The following is a 14,130-nucleotide window of genomic DNA, read 5'->3' as shown; positions in this document are numbered from 1 at the left end:
GTTGAAAAAAACCGCCATGACAGCCACCGCCGCACGCCCTATCTTGAAAACCCTGGCTTATGCCGCCATCGCCTGCACCATGCTCGCTTCCTGCTCGACCTTTATCGGGCCGCGCGATGTGAATCTGTCGCTGAGCAAGATGCAGCAAGGCCTGGATCGCCGCTTTCCTATCGACAAGCGCGTCTTGTCCGTGATCGATGTGAAGCTCTCGCATCCGCAATTGGCCATGCAGCCGGAACGCGACCGCGTCGCCCTGTCGCTGGACGCCGATGTGGCGCCGCCATTCATCCGCAAGTCCTGGCATGGCAGCCTGGCTATTTCGGGCCGCTTGATCTTCAACCCGCAGCGCAACGCCGTTTATCTGAACGACGCCAGCGTGGACAAGGTGGGCATCGATGGCATGGATGAAGGCCAGCAACGCCAGTTCGCCAAGATCGCCAGCCTGGTAGCCGACCAGCTGCTGCATGAAACTCCGATCTACACCTTCAAGCCCGATGAGCTGCGCTACGCCGGCGTGCAATTCGTGCCCACGCAAATCAAGACCACCAGCGATGGCCTGGTGGTGACGGTTGAGCCGGCGAAGTAAACAACAGGTCTGTAAATGAAACAAGCCGCCCGAGGGCGGCTTGTTTTGTTTGCTACTGGCAGTGTCAGATAAAGTAGATCAGATAAAGTAGATCAAAGCGACGATGGCCACGATCAAGCCTACCTTGGACAACTGATACGCCGTCTTGTTCCACGCCTTGAACTGGCGGCGGTACTGGCCCATGGCCCAGGAAATACGGAACAGCTTGCTCACGCCGCCGACCTGGTCGCCCAGTTCGTTTGGTGAGGCGGCGGCCGTCATCAGGGTGCGGCCCAGCCAGCGGTTCAAGCCTTGCGCCCAGCGGTAGCGCATCGGGCGTTCGATATCGCAGAACAGGATGATGCGGTCGCTGTCGGCGTCGTTGCGGGCCGAGTGGATATAGGTTTCATCGAACATCACGGCCAGGCCGTCGCGCCAGCTGTGGCGTTCGCCATCGACATCGATGTAGCAGCGGTCGTCGTTCGGCGTTTGCAGGCCCAGGTGATAGCGCAAGGAACCGGCGAACGGGTCGCGGTGCGGATTGAGCTTGCCGCCCTTGGGCAACTCGGCAAACATGGCGGCCTTGATCGACGGAATCGATTGCAGCAGCGCATAGGTTTGCGGGCACATCTGCTGTGCCGACGGGTGATTCGCGTCATACCATTTCAGGTAAAAACGCTTCCAGCCATATTTAAAGAAGGAATTGAAACCCACGTCATCATTCTTTTCCGCCGCCTTGATCTTTTTCAGCTCCTGCATGCGCAGCGCTTCATCGCGGATGATGTGCCAGTTCTGCTGCAGCGGCGCCAGTTCCGGGAAGTCGCTAACGGCCAGGTAAGGCGTGGCCGGGACTTTCGAAAAGACATGCATGAACAGGTTCAGCGGCGCCATGAACGACGAATGGTCGAACAATTGACGACGGAACGGCAGGCGCACCTTGCCACGAAAATGAATATGTAAAATAGAAATTACAAAAATGCCCAACAAGGCCCACTTCATACCACACCCCGATTGTAAAGAATGGGGCAATTATATACAGTTAATCACGGGCTTACCCTTCACCGCGGTGAAGGAATGGTGAAGTGTCTGCCGTAGCCAGGACTTTTTCAGGCGATTTATTCCTGGTCTTGAGCCAGGCGCGAGGGGACATGCCGCGCCGCGCCGTAAAGGCCTTGCTGAAGGCGGACTGGCTGGCGTAGCCCACGCGGATCGCCACCGCTTGCACGCTGGCGCCTTTTTGCAGCAGGGTTTGCGCCAGCAGCATGCGTCGCTCGCCCAGGTAATCGGCCGGCGTCAGGCCCAGGGTGGCGTGAAAATGGCTGGAAAATTTACTGCGTGACATGTTTGCCAGCTTGGCCATGCGCGCCAGCGGCCAGGCCTGCGCCGGCTCATCGTGCAGCAAGTCCAGCAGGCGCGACAGGCCGGGGTCCACGCGCGCGGCCACCACGCTGGTATGCAAGTGGCCGTGCCGATGGGCGTGACGCAGCAATTGCGTCACGATTACCGCACACACGCGGTCGAGCAGCACTTGCTGGCCCGGTCCCGGCCGCTCCGCTTCCTCATGCAGCAAGGCCAGGCTGGCCGCCATGCCATCAACCTGCTTGGGCGCGACCGTCATGCATTCGGGCAGCGACAGGGCCAGGGTGTCGCCGGCGCCGCCGTCGAAACGGATGCGTGCGCATAGCAGCAAGGCGTCTTCCTGATCCACTTGCACCTGATGTTCCAGGCCGCGCGGGTAAAACACCAGGGCAGGGCCGCTTACTTCCAGCGCTTCGCGTTGCCGATGGTGTAGTAGAACCCGGCCGCTGCGCACCAGATGCAGATGGCCGCCTTCGCCATCTTCTTCAAAGCGCGTGCTGCCGCAGAAACTCCCGTTGAAAAAGACGTGGGCCTGCAGCGTATGTTGGCTTAGTAGAGAAGAAAGATTGTCTATTGGTAACATTTGTTGCTCTACTTGATGTACGTCAAGACATTAATTATGGACTTGTGGAACTATTATAAATTGCTGGTGGGATATAGTTTGCACCGCTCACGCGGACGCGCGTGAGACCGCATCGCACCGATTGTCCGTAGCAAAGCTGACTGCCCAAAAAACGCCAGTTAGAAGCAAGCTATGCCTGATTTTTCCTTGATTTCAGGGCATGGCACATCGACTGACGCGTTCTATCCGTTTATTCCTGATGCATGCAGGAAGCGGAAAGCAATCACTGATTAACAGCTGGACATAGGATACCCAATGAAGACACTGAATAGTCTGACGATAGGCGCTCGCCTTTCCGCCGGTTTTGGCGCGCTGATCGTGCTGATGCTGCTACTGGCGGCGTTTGCGCTGTTGCGCATAGGCGCTATCGCGGACGCGGTCAGCGCCCAGGAACTGGTGCGGCAGGAAAAACTCGAACCGCTGTACGTGGCCCGCGAAGCGCTGGACCAGACGGGCCTGGCCGCCCGCAATGCCTATATTTTCCATGAGCGCGAGGCTGCCGACAAGGAACTCGATATCCTCGACCGCCAGAAGGACCGTTATCTGAATGCGCTGGCCCAACTGGCGCCCCGCTTTGCCGGCGATCCGCAATTCGACAAGGTCAGCAGGGGCTTGAAGGCCATGGCGAAAGAATTGCAGCGTCCGCGTAAGTTCCGCGAAACGGGACAGATGGAGCAATACGGCAGTTTCCTGGTCCATGAATGCAGCCCCTTGCGGCGCCAGATCGTGCTCGATATCGACACCATGCTTAAATCGGTGCAGGGTGAATCGAACCTGGCCAGCGACGCCGCGCGCGCCATTTACAGCCATTCCTTGCGCTGGATTGCGCTGCTGGCCGTGGTCAGCGTGCTGGTCTGTATCGTGATTGCCATCGTGATCACGCGCGGCTTGCTGCGCCAGTTGGGCGGTGAACCGGCTTACGCGGCCGCCATCGCGGGCCGCATCGCCCATGGCGAACTCGATATCGAGGTGGCAACGCGCTGCGGCGACGACAGCAGCTTGCTGTTTGCCATCAAGACCATGCGCGATAATCTGGCCGCCATCGTTGGCAAAGTGCGCCTGGGAACGGAAAGCATCGCCACCGCGTCGACCGAGATCGCCTCGGGCAACCGCGACCTGTCGCAGCGCACCGAGCAGCAAGCCGGTTCGCTGGAAGAAGTCGCCTCGTCGATGGAGCAACTGATTACGGCCGTGCGCCAGAACGCCGACAACGCCCAGCAGGCGAACCTGCTGGCGCGCGAAGCGTCCAGGGTATCGGAGCAGGGCGGCAAGGCGGTGGCCGAAGTGGTGCAGACCATGGGCCTGATTCACGCCTCGTCGAACAAGATCGTCGACATCATCGGCGTGATCGACAGCATTGCTTTCCAGACCAATATCCTGGCCTTGAACGCGGCCGTGGAAGCGGCCCGCGCCGGCGAGCAGGGACGCGGCTTTGCCGTGGTGGCCACGGAAGTGCGCAGCCTGGCGCAGAGGTCTAGCGCTGCCGCGCGTGAAATCAAGCTGCTGATCGACGATTCCGTGCGCAAGGTCGGCACGGGCACGGTGCTGGTCGAACAGGCGGGCGCCACCATGCATGAAGTGGTGGCCGGCATAGGCCGGGTGACGGGCATCATGGCCGAGATCAGCCACGCCACGCAGGAGCAGGGTTCCGGCATCGAACAGGTCAACCGCGCCATCGTCGACATGGACCGGGTCACCCAGCAAAATGCGGCGCTGGTGGAACAGGCGGCGGCCGCTGCCCAGGAATTGCAGCAGCAGGCGGCCCAACTGGAGCAGGAAGTGGGCATCTTCAAGCTGGCGCACGCGCCTGGCCGCGTGCAGCGTCCCGTGCGTGCGCAGCCAGCGCAAAGTCCCCAGCGTCCATTGCGCCTGGCGGCCAGGTAAGCGAGCTGCTTGTAGCGTGCGGATTGGCTATTCCACGCTACAATGAAAGCTGGACCACTGCCAGGAAACACCATGCAAGCGCGCAGCAACGATGAAGTTGTCAATCCGGAAGGTATCGAGCTGGTTCACAAGCCGTCGCCGCCCGTGTTGAAACTGGCCCTGGCCGGATTGGGCTGGGGTCTGCTGACCTGCGTGCTGTGTTTTGCTATTTTGACACTGACAAAATGGTTGCTGCCGCCGCAGTACTGGGGCGCGCATACGGGGCTGGCCAAATTCAAGCGCGAAATGTCGCTGCCGCTGCTGGTGTTCTGGGTCATCATTTATTCGCCGATACTGGAAACCTTCCTGGGCCAGCTGCTGCCGCTGGAAATACTCAAGCGCATACGCGTGAACCGGCCGTGGAGCATATTTATCGGCGCCATCTTCTGGGGCATCATCCATTACCTGAGCGGCGGCTTGCTGCACGCCATCGTCGCCCTCGGTTCCGGCGCCATGTTCAGCTTTGTCTACCTGCGCTACCGCGACCAGGGCGTGGCCGCCGCCTACACCACCACGGCTTTTTCACGCGCCTGCAATAACACGGCGATACTCATCGCGATATCGTTTGGCCTGGACGCTTAAGCAGCAAATACCTCACCAGCGCCGCCAGCAGCACTGCCAGGCCGGATAAGCAGGCCAGCATTTCGCAAAAGGCGCTGTCATAAGCTGCGCGCAACAGGTGCTGCTGGCCCGGCAATAATACGGCCGCCTGCTGTAAATCACCGAGCGCGGCGCGGCTGGCCGCTGCCAGCAAGGGCAGGCCAGGCGGCAACAGTTGCGCCAGACGCGTAGCGAGCAAGCCTGCCAGCACGGCGCCGGCCACGGCCAGCGCCACGCCATCGGCGCTGACGCGTACGGTATTGAAGATGCCCGTCGCCATGCCGGCCCGTGCTGGCTCTACCACGCTCAGCGCCATGCCATCCATCAAGCCCCAGGGCAAGCCTATGCCGACGCCGATCAGCAGCAGCGGCAAGACCAGCGTGGCGCCGCTGCCATCGGCCATCACCACGGCCAGCCAGGCCAGGCCGGCGGCCGTCAGCAGCAAGCCCGCCGCGCACAAGGTACCCGCACTGTACCAGCGCAATAACAGGGCCGCCAGCATGGGCACGCACAGCAGCGGCGCGGCCAGGGCGATCATCAAACGGCCCGCTTCCAGGGGACTGTAACCATCGATGCCGATAAAGCGGCCCGGCAGCATCACGATCAGCACGATGAACAAAAAGGCGGGCGAGGCGGCCAGCACTTGCACGCCCACGAAGCGGCGCTGGCGAAATAGCGACAAGTCCAGCATCGGCTGGAGCGTCTTGCGCTCGATCCTGATGAACAGGCAAAACAGCAGCAGCGCCACGGCCAGCGGCAGCCATACGCCGGCGCTGGACCAGCCATGTTCGGGCGCCAGCAGCATCGCAAAGGTCAGCAGGCCCAGTGCTGCGCTGAAACTGAGGGCGCCTGGCCAATCGAGCCGGCCCGCAGCCTGTGGCTTGTCGGCCGGCACGCTGACTGCCACCAGGAGCAAGCCCAGCAGGCCCAGCAAGGCGGTGGCGTAAAAAACGGCTGGCCAAGCGGCCAGTTCCAGCATGGCGCCGGCCGCCAGCGGGCCGAAAGCCAGGCCCAGGCCAAAAGTGGTGCCCAGTAAGCTCATGATGCGGTTGCGTGCCGCCCCCTGGAACAAAGGCGCCAGCGACGACATGGCGGCGGCAAATGCGGCCGCGCCACCGAGTCCCTGCACGAAGCGCAGCACAGCGATGACTGGCACGCTGGGGGCGGCGGCAATCGCCACGGTGGCCCCGCAAAACACCAGCAAGCCCGCCAGCCACACGCGGCGCCGTCCCAGCACATCGGTCAGGCTACCGGCCACCATCATGGCGCTGCCATAACTGAGGATGTAGGCATTGATGACCCAGTTGAGGGTAGAGGCGCTGCCGCCCAGCTCGGCGCTGAGGGCGGGCAGCACGACGGCCGGGCCCGTGAAACACAGCGGTATCAGCAATCCGCTCAGGCAGGCAGCCAGCACTTGCAGCAATAAGGATAGTCGGGAAGGGGGCGAAACAGGCATGGCGGACTCATACGTAAAGAAAGAGCGCAGAGTATGGTCTTGTCATGATTAAAGAAAAATGGGCTACACTGATCAACATATTGGACAAATTTGTCCTTAATTAAGGAGCAGCATGGAAGGTTTGCATGGCATGGCGATGTTCGTGCAAGTGGCCGACAGCGGCAGTTTCTCGGCCACCGGCCGCCAGCTGGGCTTGTCGTCGTCGGCGGTGGGCAAGAGCGTGGCCCGCATGGAAGCGCGCCTTAGCGTGCGCCTGTTCCAGCGCAGCACGCGCCATTTGGCGCTGACGGCGGAAGGCGAGAAATTCCTCGACCGCTGCAAGCGCATCCTGGCCGAGGTGGAAGCGGCGGAGCAGGAACTGAGCGAGTCTGCCAGCGCGCCCAGCGGCCGGCTGCGCATCAGCCTGCCACGGTATAGCGGCTTGTTCGAGCCGGTTATTCTTGCCTTCATGCAAGCCTATCCCGCCATCGAGCTCGATCTCGATTTCTCGGACGAACTGGTCAATGTGGTGGGTGACGGTTATGACGCCGTCTTGCGCAGCGGGGAACTCGATGATTCCGGCCTGACGCGGCGGCGTTTGTGCACCTTCCGCCGCCTGCTGGTGGCCTCGCCTGCCTACCTGGCGCAACACGGGCGGCCCGCCAGCCCTGCGGACCTGGTGCAGCACGCGCGCCTGCAATACCGTTTCCCTGCCACCGGGCGGCTGGAAACCTGGCCGATGGCCGACGAGGGCCTGCCTTTAGCGCCTGGCATGGTCTGCAATAGCGTGGAAATGCGCGTTTTCCTGGCCGTGCAGGGGCAGGGCATCGCCTACCTGCCTGCCTTTACGGTGCAGCGCGAGCTGGCGGCGGGCCAGTTATTGACCGTATTGGACGATTACACGCCGCAGCAAGCCAGCTTCTGGCTGCTGTGGCCGGCCAGCCGCCACATGCCGCCAAGGCTGCGCGCCTTCATTGATTTTCTGGTGGAACACTTTCAGGAGCGTGTTTTCGGGGGGGCCGTGAGGGAGCTGTGATTGGTGCGCCATACGGTGACGAAGTTCTCTATATTAGTTGATGAATATAGAGCTGGGGTCAGACGGGGGCGCCGAGTCCCGGCGGGTCTGACCCCGGAATGAATAGTTTGCCGATAAAGGGAAACATCATGCAGCGCATCCAGAAAATCACGCCCTGTTTATGGTTCAACGGCCACGCCGAGGCGGCGGCCTTGTTTTATACGGGTATCTTTCCCAATTCCAAGGTTGGCCAGATCAGTCGCTATGGTGAGGAAGGGCAGGAAATTCACGGCCAGGAACCCGGCAGTGTGCTGACCGTGGCATTTGAACTGGATGGCCAGAGCTTTACAGGCTTGAATGGCGGCCCGCTGTTTCAGTTTTCGGAAGCGATCTCGTTCCAGGTCAATTGTGAAACCCAGGATGAGGTCGATCATTACTGGCAGCAATTATCCGAGGGCGGACCGCCGCAGGCCCAGCAATGCGGCTGGCTCAAGGACCAGTTTGGCGTGTCCTGGCAAATCGTGCCCCTGATCCTGTCGAAATTGCTGAGCGACCCCGATCCCGTCAAGGCCCAGCGCGTGATGAAAGTCATGCTGGGCATGAAGAAGCTGGACATAGAACAGCTCAAGCGCGCTTACACGATTGCTTAAAAACTGGCCCGTACAGTCAGCTGCACATTGCGCGGGTCGCCATAATAGCCGCTGCCATACAAGCCATAACCGCTGTAATAGGTCTTGTTGAACAGGTTGTTGATGTTCAGCACGGCGCTGACCTTGTTGCTGAAGGCGTAGCGGGCCATCAGGCCAGCCACCGAAAAACTGCCTTCATCGGCATAGGCCGGTGCATCATCGTTCAGCACGGTGTGGTAATAGGTGCGGCCTTGCCAGTTGACGTTCGCGCCCACCGTCAGCCGCTGCCAGTCGCCGTGCAGGCGGTAGCTGGTGGCCAGCTTGAAACTACGCTCGGGGCGGGTGGTGTCGATGCGCTGGCCATCCTTGTCGCGCGGACGGCTGTAGGTGGCGCCGGCCTGCACTTGCCAGCCCGGTTGCAACTGGCCCGACACTTCCAGCTCGATACCGCGCGTGGTCGTGCCATCGATGGCGCGGTAGATATCGCGCTCATTGTCGTCCGTGCCCACATAATCGGCCAGGTTGTCTTGCTTGATGTGGAACAGCGCCACGCTGGCATTGAGCTTGCGGTCAAAGAACTCGCCCTTGATACCGGTTTCCCAGGACTTGCCGGTGGTCGGTGGTAGTGCCTGGTAATTGGCGTCGCTGACCGATTGCGGCTCGAAGATATTGGCGTAGCTGATATACGCCGAATAAGTTTGATTAATATCGTAGACGGCGCCGGCATATGGCACCAGCTTGTTCTTTTCCCTGGCATCGTCGCGGCCCGTGTCACCCGAACCGTAGATCAGATTACCCGTACGCTCATAGGAATTGAAGCGGCTACCGAGTATCAGCGACAGGCCATCAGCCGGCTTGAAACGGGCGGCCGCATAGGCTGCATATTCCTTGAACGCGTATTCCTGCGTCAGGCTGACTTTCATGACAGCTGGCCGTGGGACTTGATTATTCCAGTGACGATAATCGACTTCCACATTGCCGCCGCTGTAAGCGATGTAATCGGAATTGCGGTCGCTGACATTCATGCCCAGCACCAGTTCATGCTGGCGGCCCAGCCAGCTAAACGGGCCGGTGGCGTACAGGTCCAGCGAATTATTGTTGATGACGTAAGTCTTGGCGCCCCGCTGTACGCTAGCCAGGCCTGTATCCAGGTCCGGATACGGGCCCCAACTGATGATGTTCGCTTGCAGCTGGTCGGTGTCGCCTTTCCAGTGGCTCGCCTCGGCCTTGATTTGCCAGCCATTCTGGAACAGGTGTTCGGCGCCGGCAAACACGCGCGTGCTAGTGCTGCCCGCGTCCGTCCAGCGGGCGGCTGGATTGAAGGAGCGCGGGAACTGCGTGCGGCTACCGTCGCTGTAAAACAGCGGGTTCTGGCCAAACGAAGAACCGGCGGAATCGATTTTCTGGTAGTCGACACCAGCCGTCAGGCGTGTGCCTGGCGCTACATCGGCTTCGATTACGCCATAGGCCACGCTTTTATTCTGCTTGTAAAAATCGATATACGAGCCGTGGTCCTGGTAAGCGGTGACCAGGCGGCCACGTACGGAGCCGCTGTCATTGAGCGGGCCGGAAATGTCGGCTTCGGCGCGGTAGCGGCTCCAGCTGCCGACACTGGCTTGTGCATACGCCTGGAAGGTGGAAGTAGGCTTTTTGCGCACCAGGTTGACGGCGCCGGCCGGGCTGCCCGCGCCGCTCATCAGGCCGCTGGCGCCGCGCACCACTTCCACCCGGTCGTAGACAGCCATGTCGCGGATGCCCAGGCCATTCGAATTGGTGCTGAAATCGAAGGTGGGCACGCCATCATATTGAAAGCTGTTCAGATTAAAACCACGCGCATAGTAGTTATAGCGCTCGGAATCGTCATGCGAAACGCTCACGCCCGGTGTTTGCTGCAGCACGTCGGCCAGGGTGGAAATGCCCTGGTCATCCATCTGCTGGCGCGTGATGACGGTCAGCGACTGCGGCGTTTCGCGCGGCGACAGGGCAAAGCGGGTGGCCGTGCTGGCCAGCGCCGCTGCGTAAGAGCCGCTGCCTTCTGTTTCCAGCTTGGCTTCATTGGCGGCCGTGACGCTGATTTCCGCCATTTGCTGTTCGCTGCCCTGGCTGGCATCGCCGGTCTTGGGCACCGGGCGCAAGGCAAAATCATTGGGCGCCAGGCGCACGGCCGTCAGGCCGCTACCGGACAACAGCAATTGCAACCCCGCTTCGGCGCTGTAGCTGCCGGCCAGGCCCACGGTGCGCAGGCCGCGCACATCGGCCGCCTGGTAAGTCAGTGTCAGGCCAGCCTTGCGGGCCAGTTGTTCCAGCGCCGCATCGAGCGGACCGGCGGAGATTTGCAGGCTGTGGGTGGTGCTGGCGCTGGCAGGCTGGGCCAGCACAGGCGTGGACAGGACGAGCAGGGCGCTGGTGACGGCGCAAGCCAGGCGGGAACGCAGGGGAAATACGTGGGTCATGGTGGTTTATCAAAGAGTGGACTCACCCTGTATGCCGTGCGGCGATCGATATCCCCTCATCTTTTTCAGGCTTTTTTCAAGGTGACCCAAAAACGCGTGCGGTAGACGGCCACGATGGGCTGCGTTTGCAGGAGCACGCGCAGCGCCCGTTCCGGGTCGTCGAGCTGGAATACGCCGGAGACAGGTAAATGCGCGATCTCGGGATCGCAGCGCAGCAAGCCAGGGCGGTGGCGCGCCAGTTCCGCCACCAGTTGCCCCAACGGCATCTCGCGCGCGGCGATCACGCCATCGAGCCAGGCGGCCGGGTCTTCATGCAGCTGCGTATCACGCCAGATGCGCTGGCCGTCGGTCAGCATGGTGTCGCCCGTCTGCGCCAGCACGGGCGTGTCGCCATGCGCCGCGTGCAATTGCACGGCGTGTTCCTGCACGCTCAATCGCGTCAGCTGACTATCCAGGTGCCGCACCGTAAAGCGCGTGCCCAGCGCCTGCATGCGCGCTTCGGCTGTCATTACCCAGAACGGACGATGTAAAAGGTCGCTGCCTGTAGTGACGGCGATCTCTCCATGCAGCACCGTCAGCAGGCGGCGCGCGCCATCAAAGCGTACGTTCACGGAGGTGCCCGAATTGAGGGTCAGCATGCTGCCGTCATCGAGTTGCACGGTCAGGCGCTGGCCGGTGCCGGTGCTGTAGTCGGCCGTGTCGATGGCGATCCAGGTGGCGCTGCCGGCAAAGCCGGCCACGGCCAGGATTTTCAAGGCATTGCGGCGTTGCCGGCGGCGCGCCAGGCTCGCATCCAGGGTGCTGCGGCTGGCTTCGGGCGGCAAACTGGACAACTGCGCCCCCATGGAGGCGATGCGTTGCCAGGCCTGTTCGTGGCTGGCGTCGGCGTCGCGCCACTGGCGCAAGGCTTGCACGGTATCGGGCACGGGGCCGTGCATTTGCAGGCGCACGGCCCAGGCGATGGCTTGTTCGACGGCGTTGTCGTCCTGCGTAAGAGCCCTCATGAAAAATACACGCGGTAGCAGGCACGCCAGGCGCTGGCCAGGTCGCGTTCGACGGTGGCCAGTGAAATATTGAGTTCTGCGGCGATGGCCGGCCCCGTCAAGCCATCTAGCTGCGCCAGCAAGAATGCCTGGCGCGCGCGCGGCTTGAGTGCATCGAGCGCCGTATCGAGGCGCACCAGGGTGTCGATGATCAGCAAACGGGTTTCAGGCGAGGGCGCCGTCGGCTCGGGCAGGGCGGCGAGCGCCTGCAGATACGCGTGTTCCACGTCGCGGCGCCGGTAATGGTCGATCACCAGGCCTTGCGCGATGCGTGTCAGGTAGGCGCGCGGTTCGCGAAACACGGGTTGCGGCCGTGGTCTGTCCTGCCGCTGCAGCAAACGCAAAAAGGTATCGTGCGCCACGTCGGCCGCATCGGCGCCGCTGCCCAGCTTGAGCCGCAGCCAGCCTTGCAGCCAGCCGTGATGGGCGCTGTACAGGGTGGACAGGTCGGGTGGCGCGGCGTGGCTCATGGACTTTGGGTATGACTTTAACTGAGAATCATTCTCAATTATTGCATTGACTAAGCAAATTGGCAAGAACCTCGGGCAAGGGGGACACGATAGGAGCGCACCCTGCCCAAAGCGGCCTGCATTTGTTATAGTCCGGGCCATCCTTCGTTCACCATGATCGTTTACATGACCAACGCTATCCAGACTCCCCGCACCTTCGGTACTCCCTTGTCGTCCACCGCCATCAAAGTCATGCTGCTGGGCTCCGGTGAACTGGGCAAGGAAGTGATCATTTCGCTGCAGCGCCTGGGCGTGGAAGTGATCGCCGTCGACCGTTATCCGAACGCGCCCGGCCATCCGGTGGCGCACCGTTCGCACGTGATCGACATGAGCGACGGCGTGGCCCTGGCTGCGCTGATCGCCCTGGAAAAGCCGGACCTGATCGTGCCGGAAATCGAAGCCATCGCCACCGACACCCTGGCCGCGCTGGAAGCGGCTGGCCAGATCACCTGCATCCCGAACGCACGCGCCGCCGTGCTGACGATGAACCGCGAAGGCATACGCTGCCTGGCCGCCGAAGAGCTGGGAGTGGCTACGTCACCCTACCGCTTCGCCAGCAGTTTGCAGGAATTGCAGACCGCCTGCCAGGAAATCGGTTTCCCTTGCGTGGTGAAACCTGTCATGTCGTCATCGGGCAAGGGCCAGTCCAGGCTCGATGGTCCGCAAGACGTGGAAACGGCGTGGAATTATGCGGCCAGCGGCGGGAGGGTCGATTCGGGCCGCGTGATCGTCGAGGGCTTTATCGATTTCGACTATGAAATCACCTTGCTGACGGTGCGCGCCGTCGGTGCGTCGGGCCAGATCGAGACGCAGTTTTGCGAGCCGATCGGCCATCGCCAGGTGCAGGGCGATTACGTCGAATCGTGGCAGCCGGCGCGCATGGCGGAGCTGGCGCTGGAGCGTTCGCGCGAAATCGCGCGCAAGGTGACGGACAACCTGGGCGGCCTGGGCCTGTTCGGCGTGGAGCTGTTCGTCAAGGGCGACATGGTGTGGTTTTCGGAAGTGAGCCCGCGTCCGCACGACACGGGCATGGTGACCATGGCCAGCCAGCTGCAAAGCGAATTCGAGCTGCACGCCAAGGCGATCTTGGGCTTGCCCGTCAACGTGGCGCTGCGCTCGCCGGCTGCCTCGGCCGTCATCTACGGCCAGCTGGAAGCAAAAGGCATCGCCTTCGAAGGCGTGGCTGAAGCCTTGCGCGTGCCTGGCGCCGACTTGCGCCTGTTCGGCAAGCCCGAATCGTTCGCCCGCCGCCGCATGGGCGTGGCGCTGGCCACCGCCGACGATATCGATACGGCGCGTGAACGTGCCGTGCTGGCGGCATCGAAGGTCAAGCCAGTCGCCCGCTGATCAAGCGGCCAGTGCTTATTCCCCGCTAGGGAGGTCAGGCGCGTTTTCAGCGACAGGCGGTGGAGGTGGCTCTTGCCACTTGCCAGCTTTTTTCAGCTGGTTCTTCAGCCCCGGCAGCGGAAAGCCCAGCGCGTAGGCCTTGTGCGCGTAGGCCAGCGCCTGCGCATAATCCTTTTTTTTCATGTACATCAAGCCCAGGTTGTACTGGATGGTGGCCTGCCCGGGCGCCAACCGGCCCGCCTCGCGCAATTGTTCCAGCGCGGCGTCCTGCTGTCCCGTCGCCAGCAGATAGCTGCCGAACACGGAGCGCGCCGTCGCGTCGGCGGGCGCGTAGGCGATGGCGCGCTCAAAATAACAGTTGATCGTGTAGCGCGCGCCCACCGGTTGCACGCTCTTGTCGCGCAGGCCCAGTCTGGCCATGGCCGACAAGGCCCGGTGGTGATTGGGGAAGTGCTCCAGTGTGTAGCTGATATCGTTGCCCAGGCTGCCCGTCATGCCTTTCACCAGTTTTTCCACGCCCTGATTGAAATGGAATTGCTCGACCACCGTCAGGCCGGTACGGTCTTGCGCATTCGTGTAGTCGCCGCCCGGATCGTGCTTGACGTAAGGCGGACAGCTTGTGCTGGCCAT

General features: G+C 62.0%; 13 protein-coding genes. 6 read left to right on the top strand and 7 right to left on the bottom strand.

The features are described from left to right. Nucleotides 1-16 precede the first annotated feature (16 nt). A complete protein-coding gene (locus HDE72_RS05075) occupies nucleotides 17-586 on the top strand; it encodes a DUF1439 domain-containing protein (RefSeq protein ID WP_183737622.1) in 570 nt (189 codons plus the stop codon). Nucleotides 587-664: 78 nt separating this feature from the next. On the opposite strand, the gene lpxO is transcribed toward HDE72_RS05075, so the two are convergent. Together lpxO and HDE72_RS05065 are read right to left on the bottom strand one after the other, a co-directional pair. Next, nucleotides 665-1,564: a lipid A hydroxylase LpxO gene (lpxO, locus tag HDE72_RS05070; protein WP_183737621.1), complete on the bottom strand. Its 900-nt coding sequence runs from the start codon at nucleotides 1,562-1,564 to the stop codon at nucleotides 665-667. Nucleotides 1,565-1,616: 52 nt separating this feature from the next. Next, a complete protein-coding gene (locus tag HDE72_RS05065) occupies nucleotides 1,617-2,507 on the bottom strand; it encodes a helix-turn-helix transcriptional regulator (RefSeq protein WP_183737620.1) in 891 nt (296 codons plus the stop codon). A gap of 294 nt (nucleotides 2,508-2,801) precedes the next feature. Between HDE72_RS05065 and HDE72_RS05060 the strand changes: the two genes are divergently transcribed. Together HDE72_RS05060 and HDE72_RS05055 are read left to right on the top strand one after the other, a co-directional pair. Beyond that, a complete protein-coding gene (locus HDE72_RS05060; RefSeq protein WP_183737619.1) occupies nucleotides 2,802-4,430 on the top strand; it encodes a methyl-accepting chemotaxis protein in 1,629 nt (542 codons plus the stop codon). A 72-nt stretch (nucleotides 4,431-4,502) separates the two neighbouring features. Beyond that, a complete protein-coding gene (locus HDE72_RS05055) occupies nucleotides 4,503-5,051 on the top strand; it encodes a CPBP family glutamic-type intramembrane protease (RefSeq protein ID WP_183737618.1) in 549 nt (182 codons plus the stop codon). Here the strand turns inward: HDE72_RS05055 and HDE72_RS05050 are convergent. Further along, nucleotides 5,020-6,525, bottom strand: coding sequence for an MFS transporter (locus HDE72_RS05050; protein WP_221291158.1), 1,506 nt, complete (start codon nucleotides 6,523-6,525; stop codon nucleotides 5,020-5,022). The genes HDE72_RS05055 and HDE72_RS05050 overlap by 32 nt on opposite strands. A 112-nt stretch (nucleotides 6,526-6,637) precedes the next feature. On the opposite strand from HDE72_RS05050, the gene HDE72_RS05045 reads away from it, so the two are divergent. Both HDE72_RS05045 and HDE72_RS05040 read left to right on the top strand, forming a co-directional pair. Continuing rightward, the gene (locus HDE72_RS05045; protein ID WP_183737617.1) at nucleotides 6,638-7,540 is read left to right on the top strand and encodes a LysR family transcriptional regulator; all 903 of its coding nucleotides are present in this window, start codon (nucleotides 6,638-6,640) and stop codon (nucleotides 7,538-7,540) included. A gap of 125 nt (nucleotides 7,541-7,665) precedes the next feature. Continuing rightward, complete coding sequence (locus HDE72_RS05040; protein WP_311735196.1) at nucleotides 7,666-8,169, top strand: VOC family protein; 504 nt, start codon at nucleotides 7,666-7,668, stop codon at nucleotides 8,167-8,169. Here HDE72_RS05040 and HDE72_RS05035 read toward each other — a convergent pair. From HDE72_RS05035 to HDE72_RS05025, 3 genes are all read right to left on the bottom strand, one after another. Next, nucleotides 8,166-10,601 (bottom strand): TonB-dependent siderophore receptor, encoded by a 2,436-nt coding sequence (locus tag HDE72_RS05035; protein ID WP_183737615.1) that lies wholly within the window; start codon nucleotides 10,599-10,601, stop codon nucleotides 8,166-8,168. The genes HDE72_RS05040 and HDE72_RS05035 overlap by 4 nt on opposite strands. A gap of 65 nt (nucleotides 10,602-10,666) precedes the next feature. Then, entirely contained in the window at nucleotides 10,667-11,605 is a 939-nt protein-coding gene (locus tag HDE72_RS05030; protein WP_183737614.1) for a FecR domain-containing protein, read from the bottom strand. Further along, nucleotides 11,602-12,114: a sigma-70 family RNA polymerase sigma factor gene (locus HDE72_RS05025; protein ID WP_183737613.1), complete on the bottom strand. Its 513-nt coding sequence runs from the start codon at nucleotides 12,112-12,114 to the stop codon at nucleotides 11,602-11,604. Before HDE72_RS05025 ends, HDE72_RS05030 begins: the two co-directional genes overlap by 4 nt. Nucleotides 12,115-12,279: 165 nt before the next feature. Between HDE72_RS05025 and purT the strand changes: the two genes are divergently transcribed. Next, entirely contained in the window at nucleotides 12,280-13,500 is a 1,221-nt protein-coding gene (gene purT / locus HDE72_RS05020; protein ID WP_183737612.1) for a formate-dependent phosphoribosylglycinamide formyltransferase, read from the top strand. 15 nt (nucleotides 13,501-13,515) lie between these two features. On the opposite strand, the gene HDE72_RS05015 is transcribed toward purT, so the two are convergent. Continuing rightward, the gene (locus HDE72_RS05015; protein WP_221291157.1) at nucleotides 13,516-14,130 is read right to left on the bottom strand and encodes an ABC transporter permease; all 615 of its coding nucleotides are present in this window, start codon (nucleotides 14,128-14,130) and stop codon (nucleotides 13,516-13,518) included.

Origin of the sequence: Janthinobacterium saanense (assembly GCF_014200675.1) — a bacterium.
Taxonomy (GTDB): Bacteria; Pseudomonadota; Gammaproteobacteria; order Burkholderiales; family Burkholderiaceae_D; genus Janthinobacterium.
This window is presented reverse-complemented; position numbering and strand designations above follow the sequence as displayed.

Coding starts and splice junctions, on each gene's coding strand:
- HDE72_RS05075 (WP_183737622.1), top strand. CDS start 17: ATGACAGCCACCGCCGCACGCCCTATCTTGAAAACCCTGGCTTATGCC.
- lpxO (WP_183737621.1), bottom strand. CDS start 1,564: ATGAAGTGGGCCTTGTTGGGCATTTTTGTAATTTCTATTTTACATATT.
- HDE72_RS05065 (WP_183737620.1), bottom strand. CDS start 2,507: ATGTTACCAATAGACAATCTTTCTTCTCTACTAAGCCAACATACGCTG.
- HDE72_RS05060 (WP_183737619.1), top strand. CDS start 2,802: ATGAAGACACTGAATAGTCTGACGATAGGCGCTCGCCTTTCCGCCGGT.
- HDE72_RS05055 (WP_183737618.1), top strand. CDS start 4,503: ATGCAAGCGCGCAGCAACGATGAAGTTGTCAATCCGGAAGGTATCGAG.
- HDE72_RS05050 (WP_221291158.1), bottom strand. CDS start 6,525: ATGCCTGTTTCGCCCCCTTCCCGACTATCCTTATTGCTGCAAGTGCTG.
- HDE72_RS05045 (WP_183737617.1), top strand. CDS start 6,638: ATGGAAGGTTTGCATGGCATGGCGATGTTCGTGCAAGTGGCCGACAGC.
- HDE72_RS05035 (WP_183737615.1), bottom strand. CDS start 10,601: ATGACCCACGTATTTCCCCTGCGTTCCCGCCTGGCTTGCGCCGTCACC.
- HDE72_RS05030 (WP_183737614.1), bottom strand. CDS start 11,605: ATGAGGGCTCTTACGCAGGACGACAACGCCGTCGAACAAGCCATCGCC.
- HDE72_RS05025 (WP_183737613.1), bottom strand. CDS start 12,114: ATGAGCCACGCCGCGCCACCCGACCTGTCCACCCTGTACAGCGCCCAT.
- purT (WP_183737612.1), top strand. CDS start 12,280: ATGACCAACGCTATCCAGACTCCCCGCACCTTCGGTACTCCCTTGTCG.
- HDE72_RS05015 (WP_221291157.1), bottom strand. CDS start 14,130: ATGGCCAGCACAAGCTGTCCGCCTTACGTCAAGCACGATCCGGGCGGC.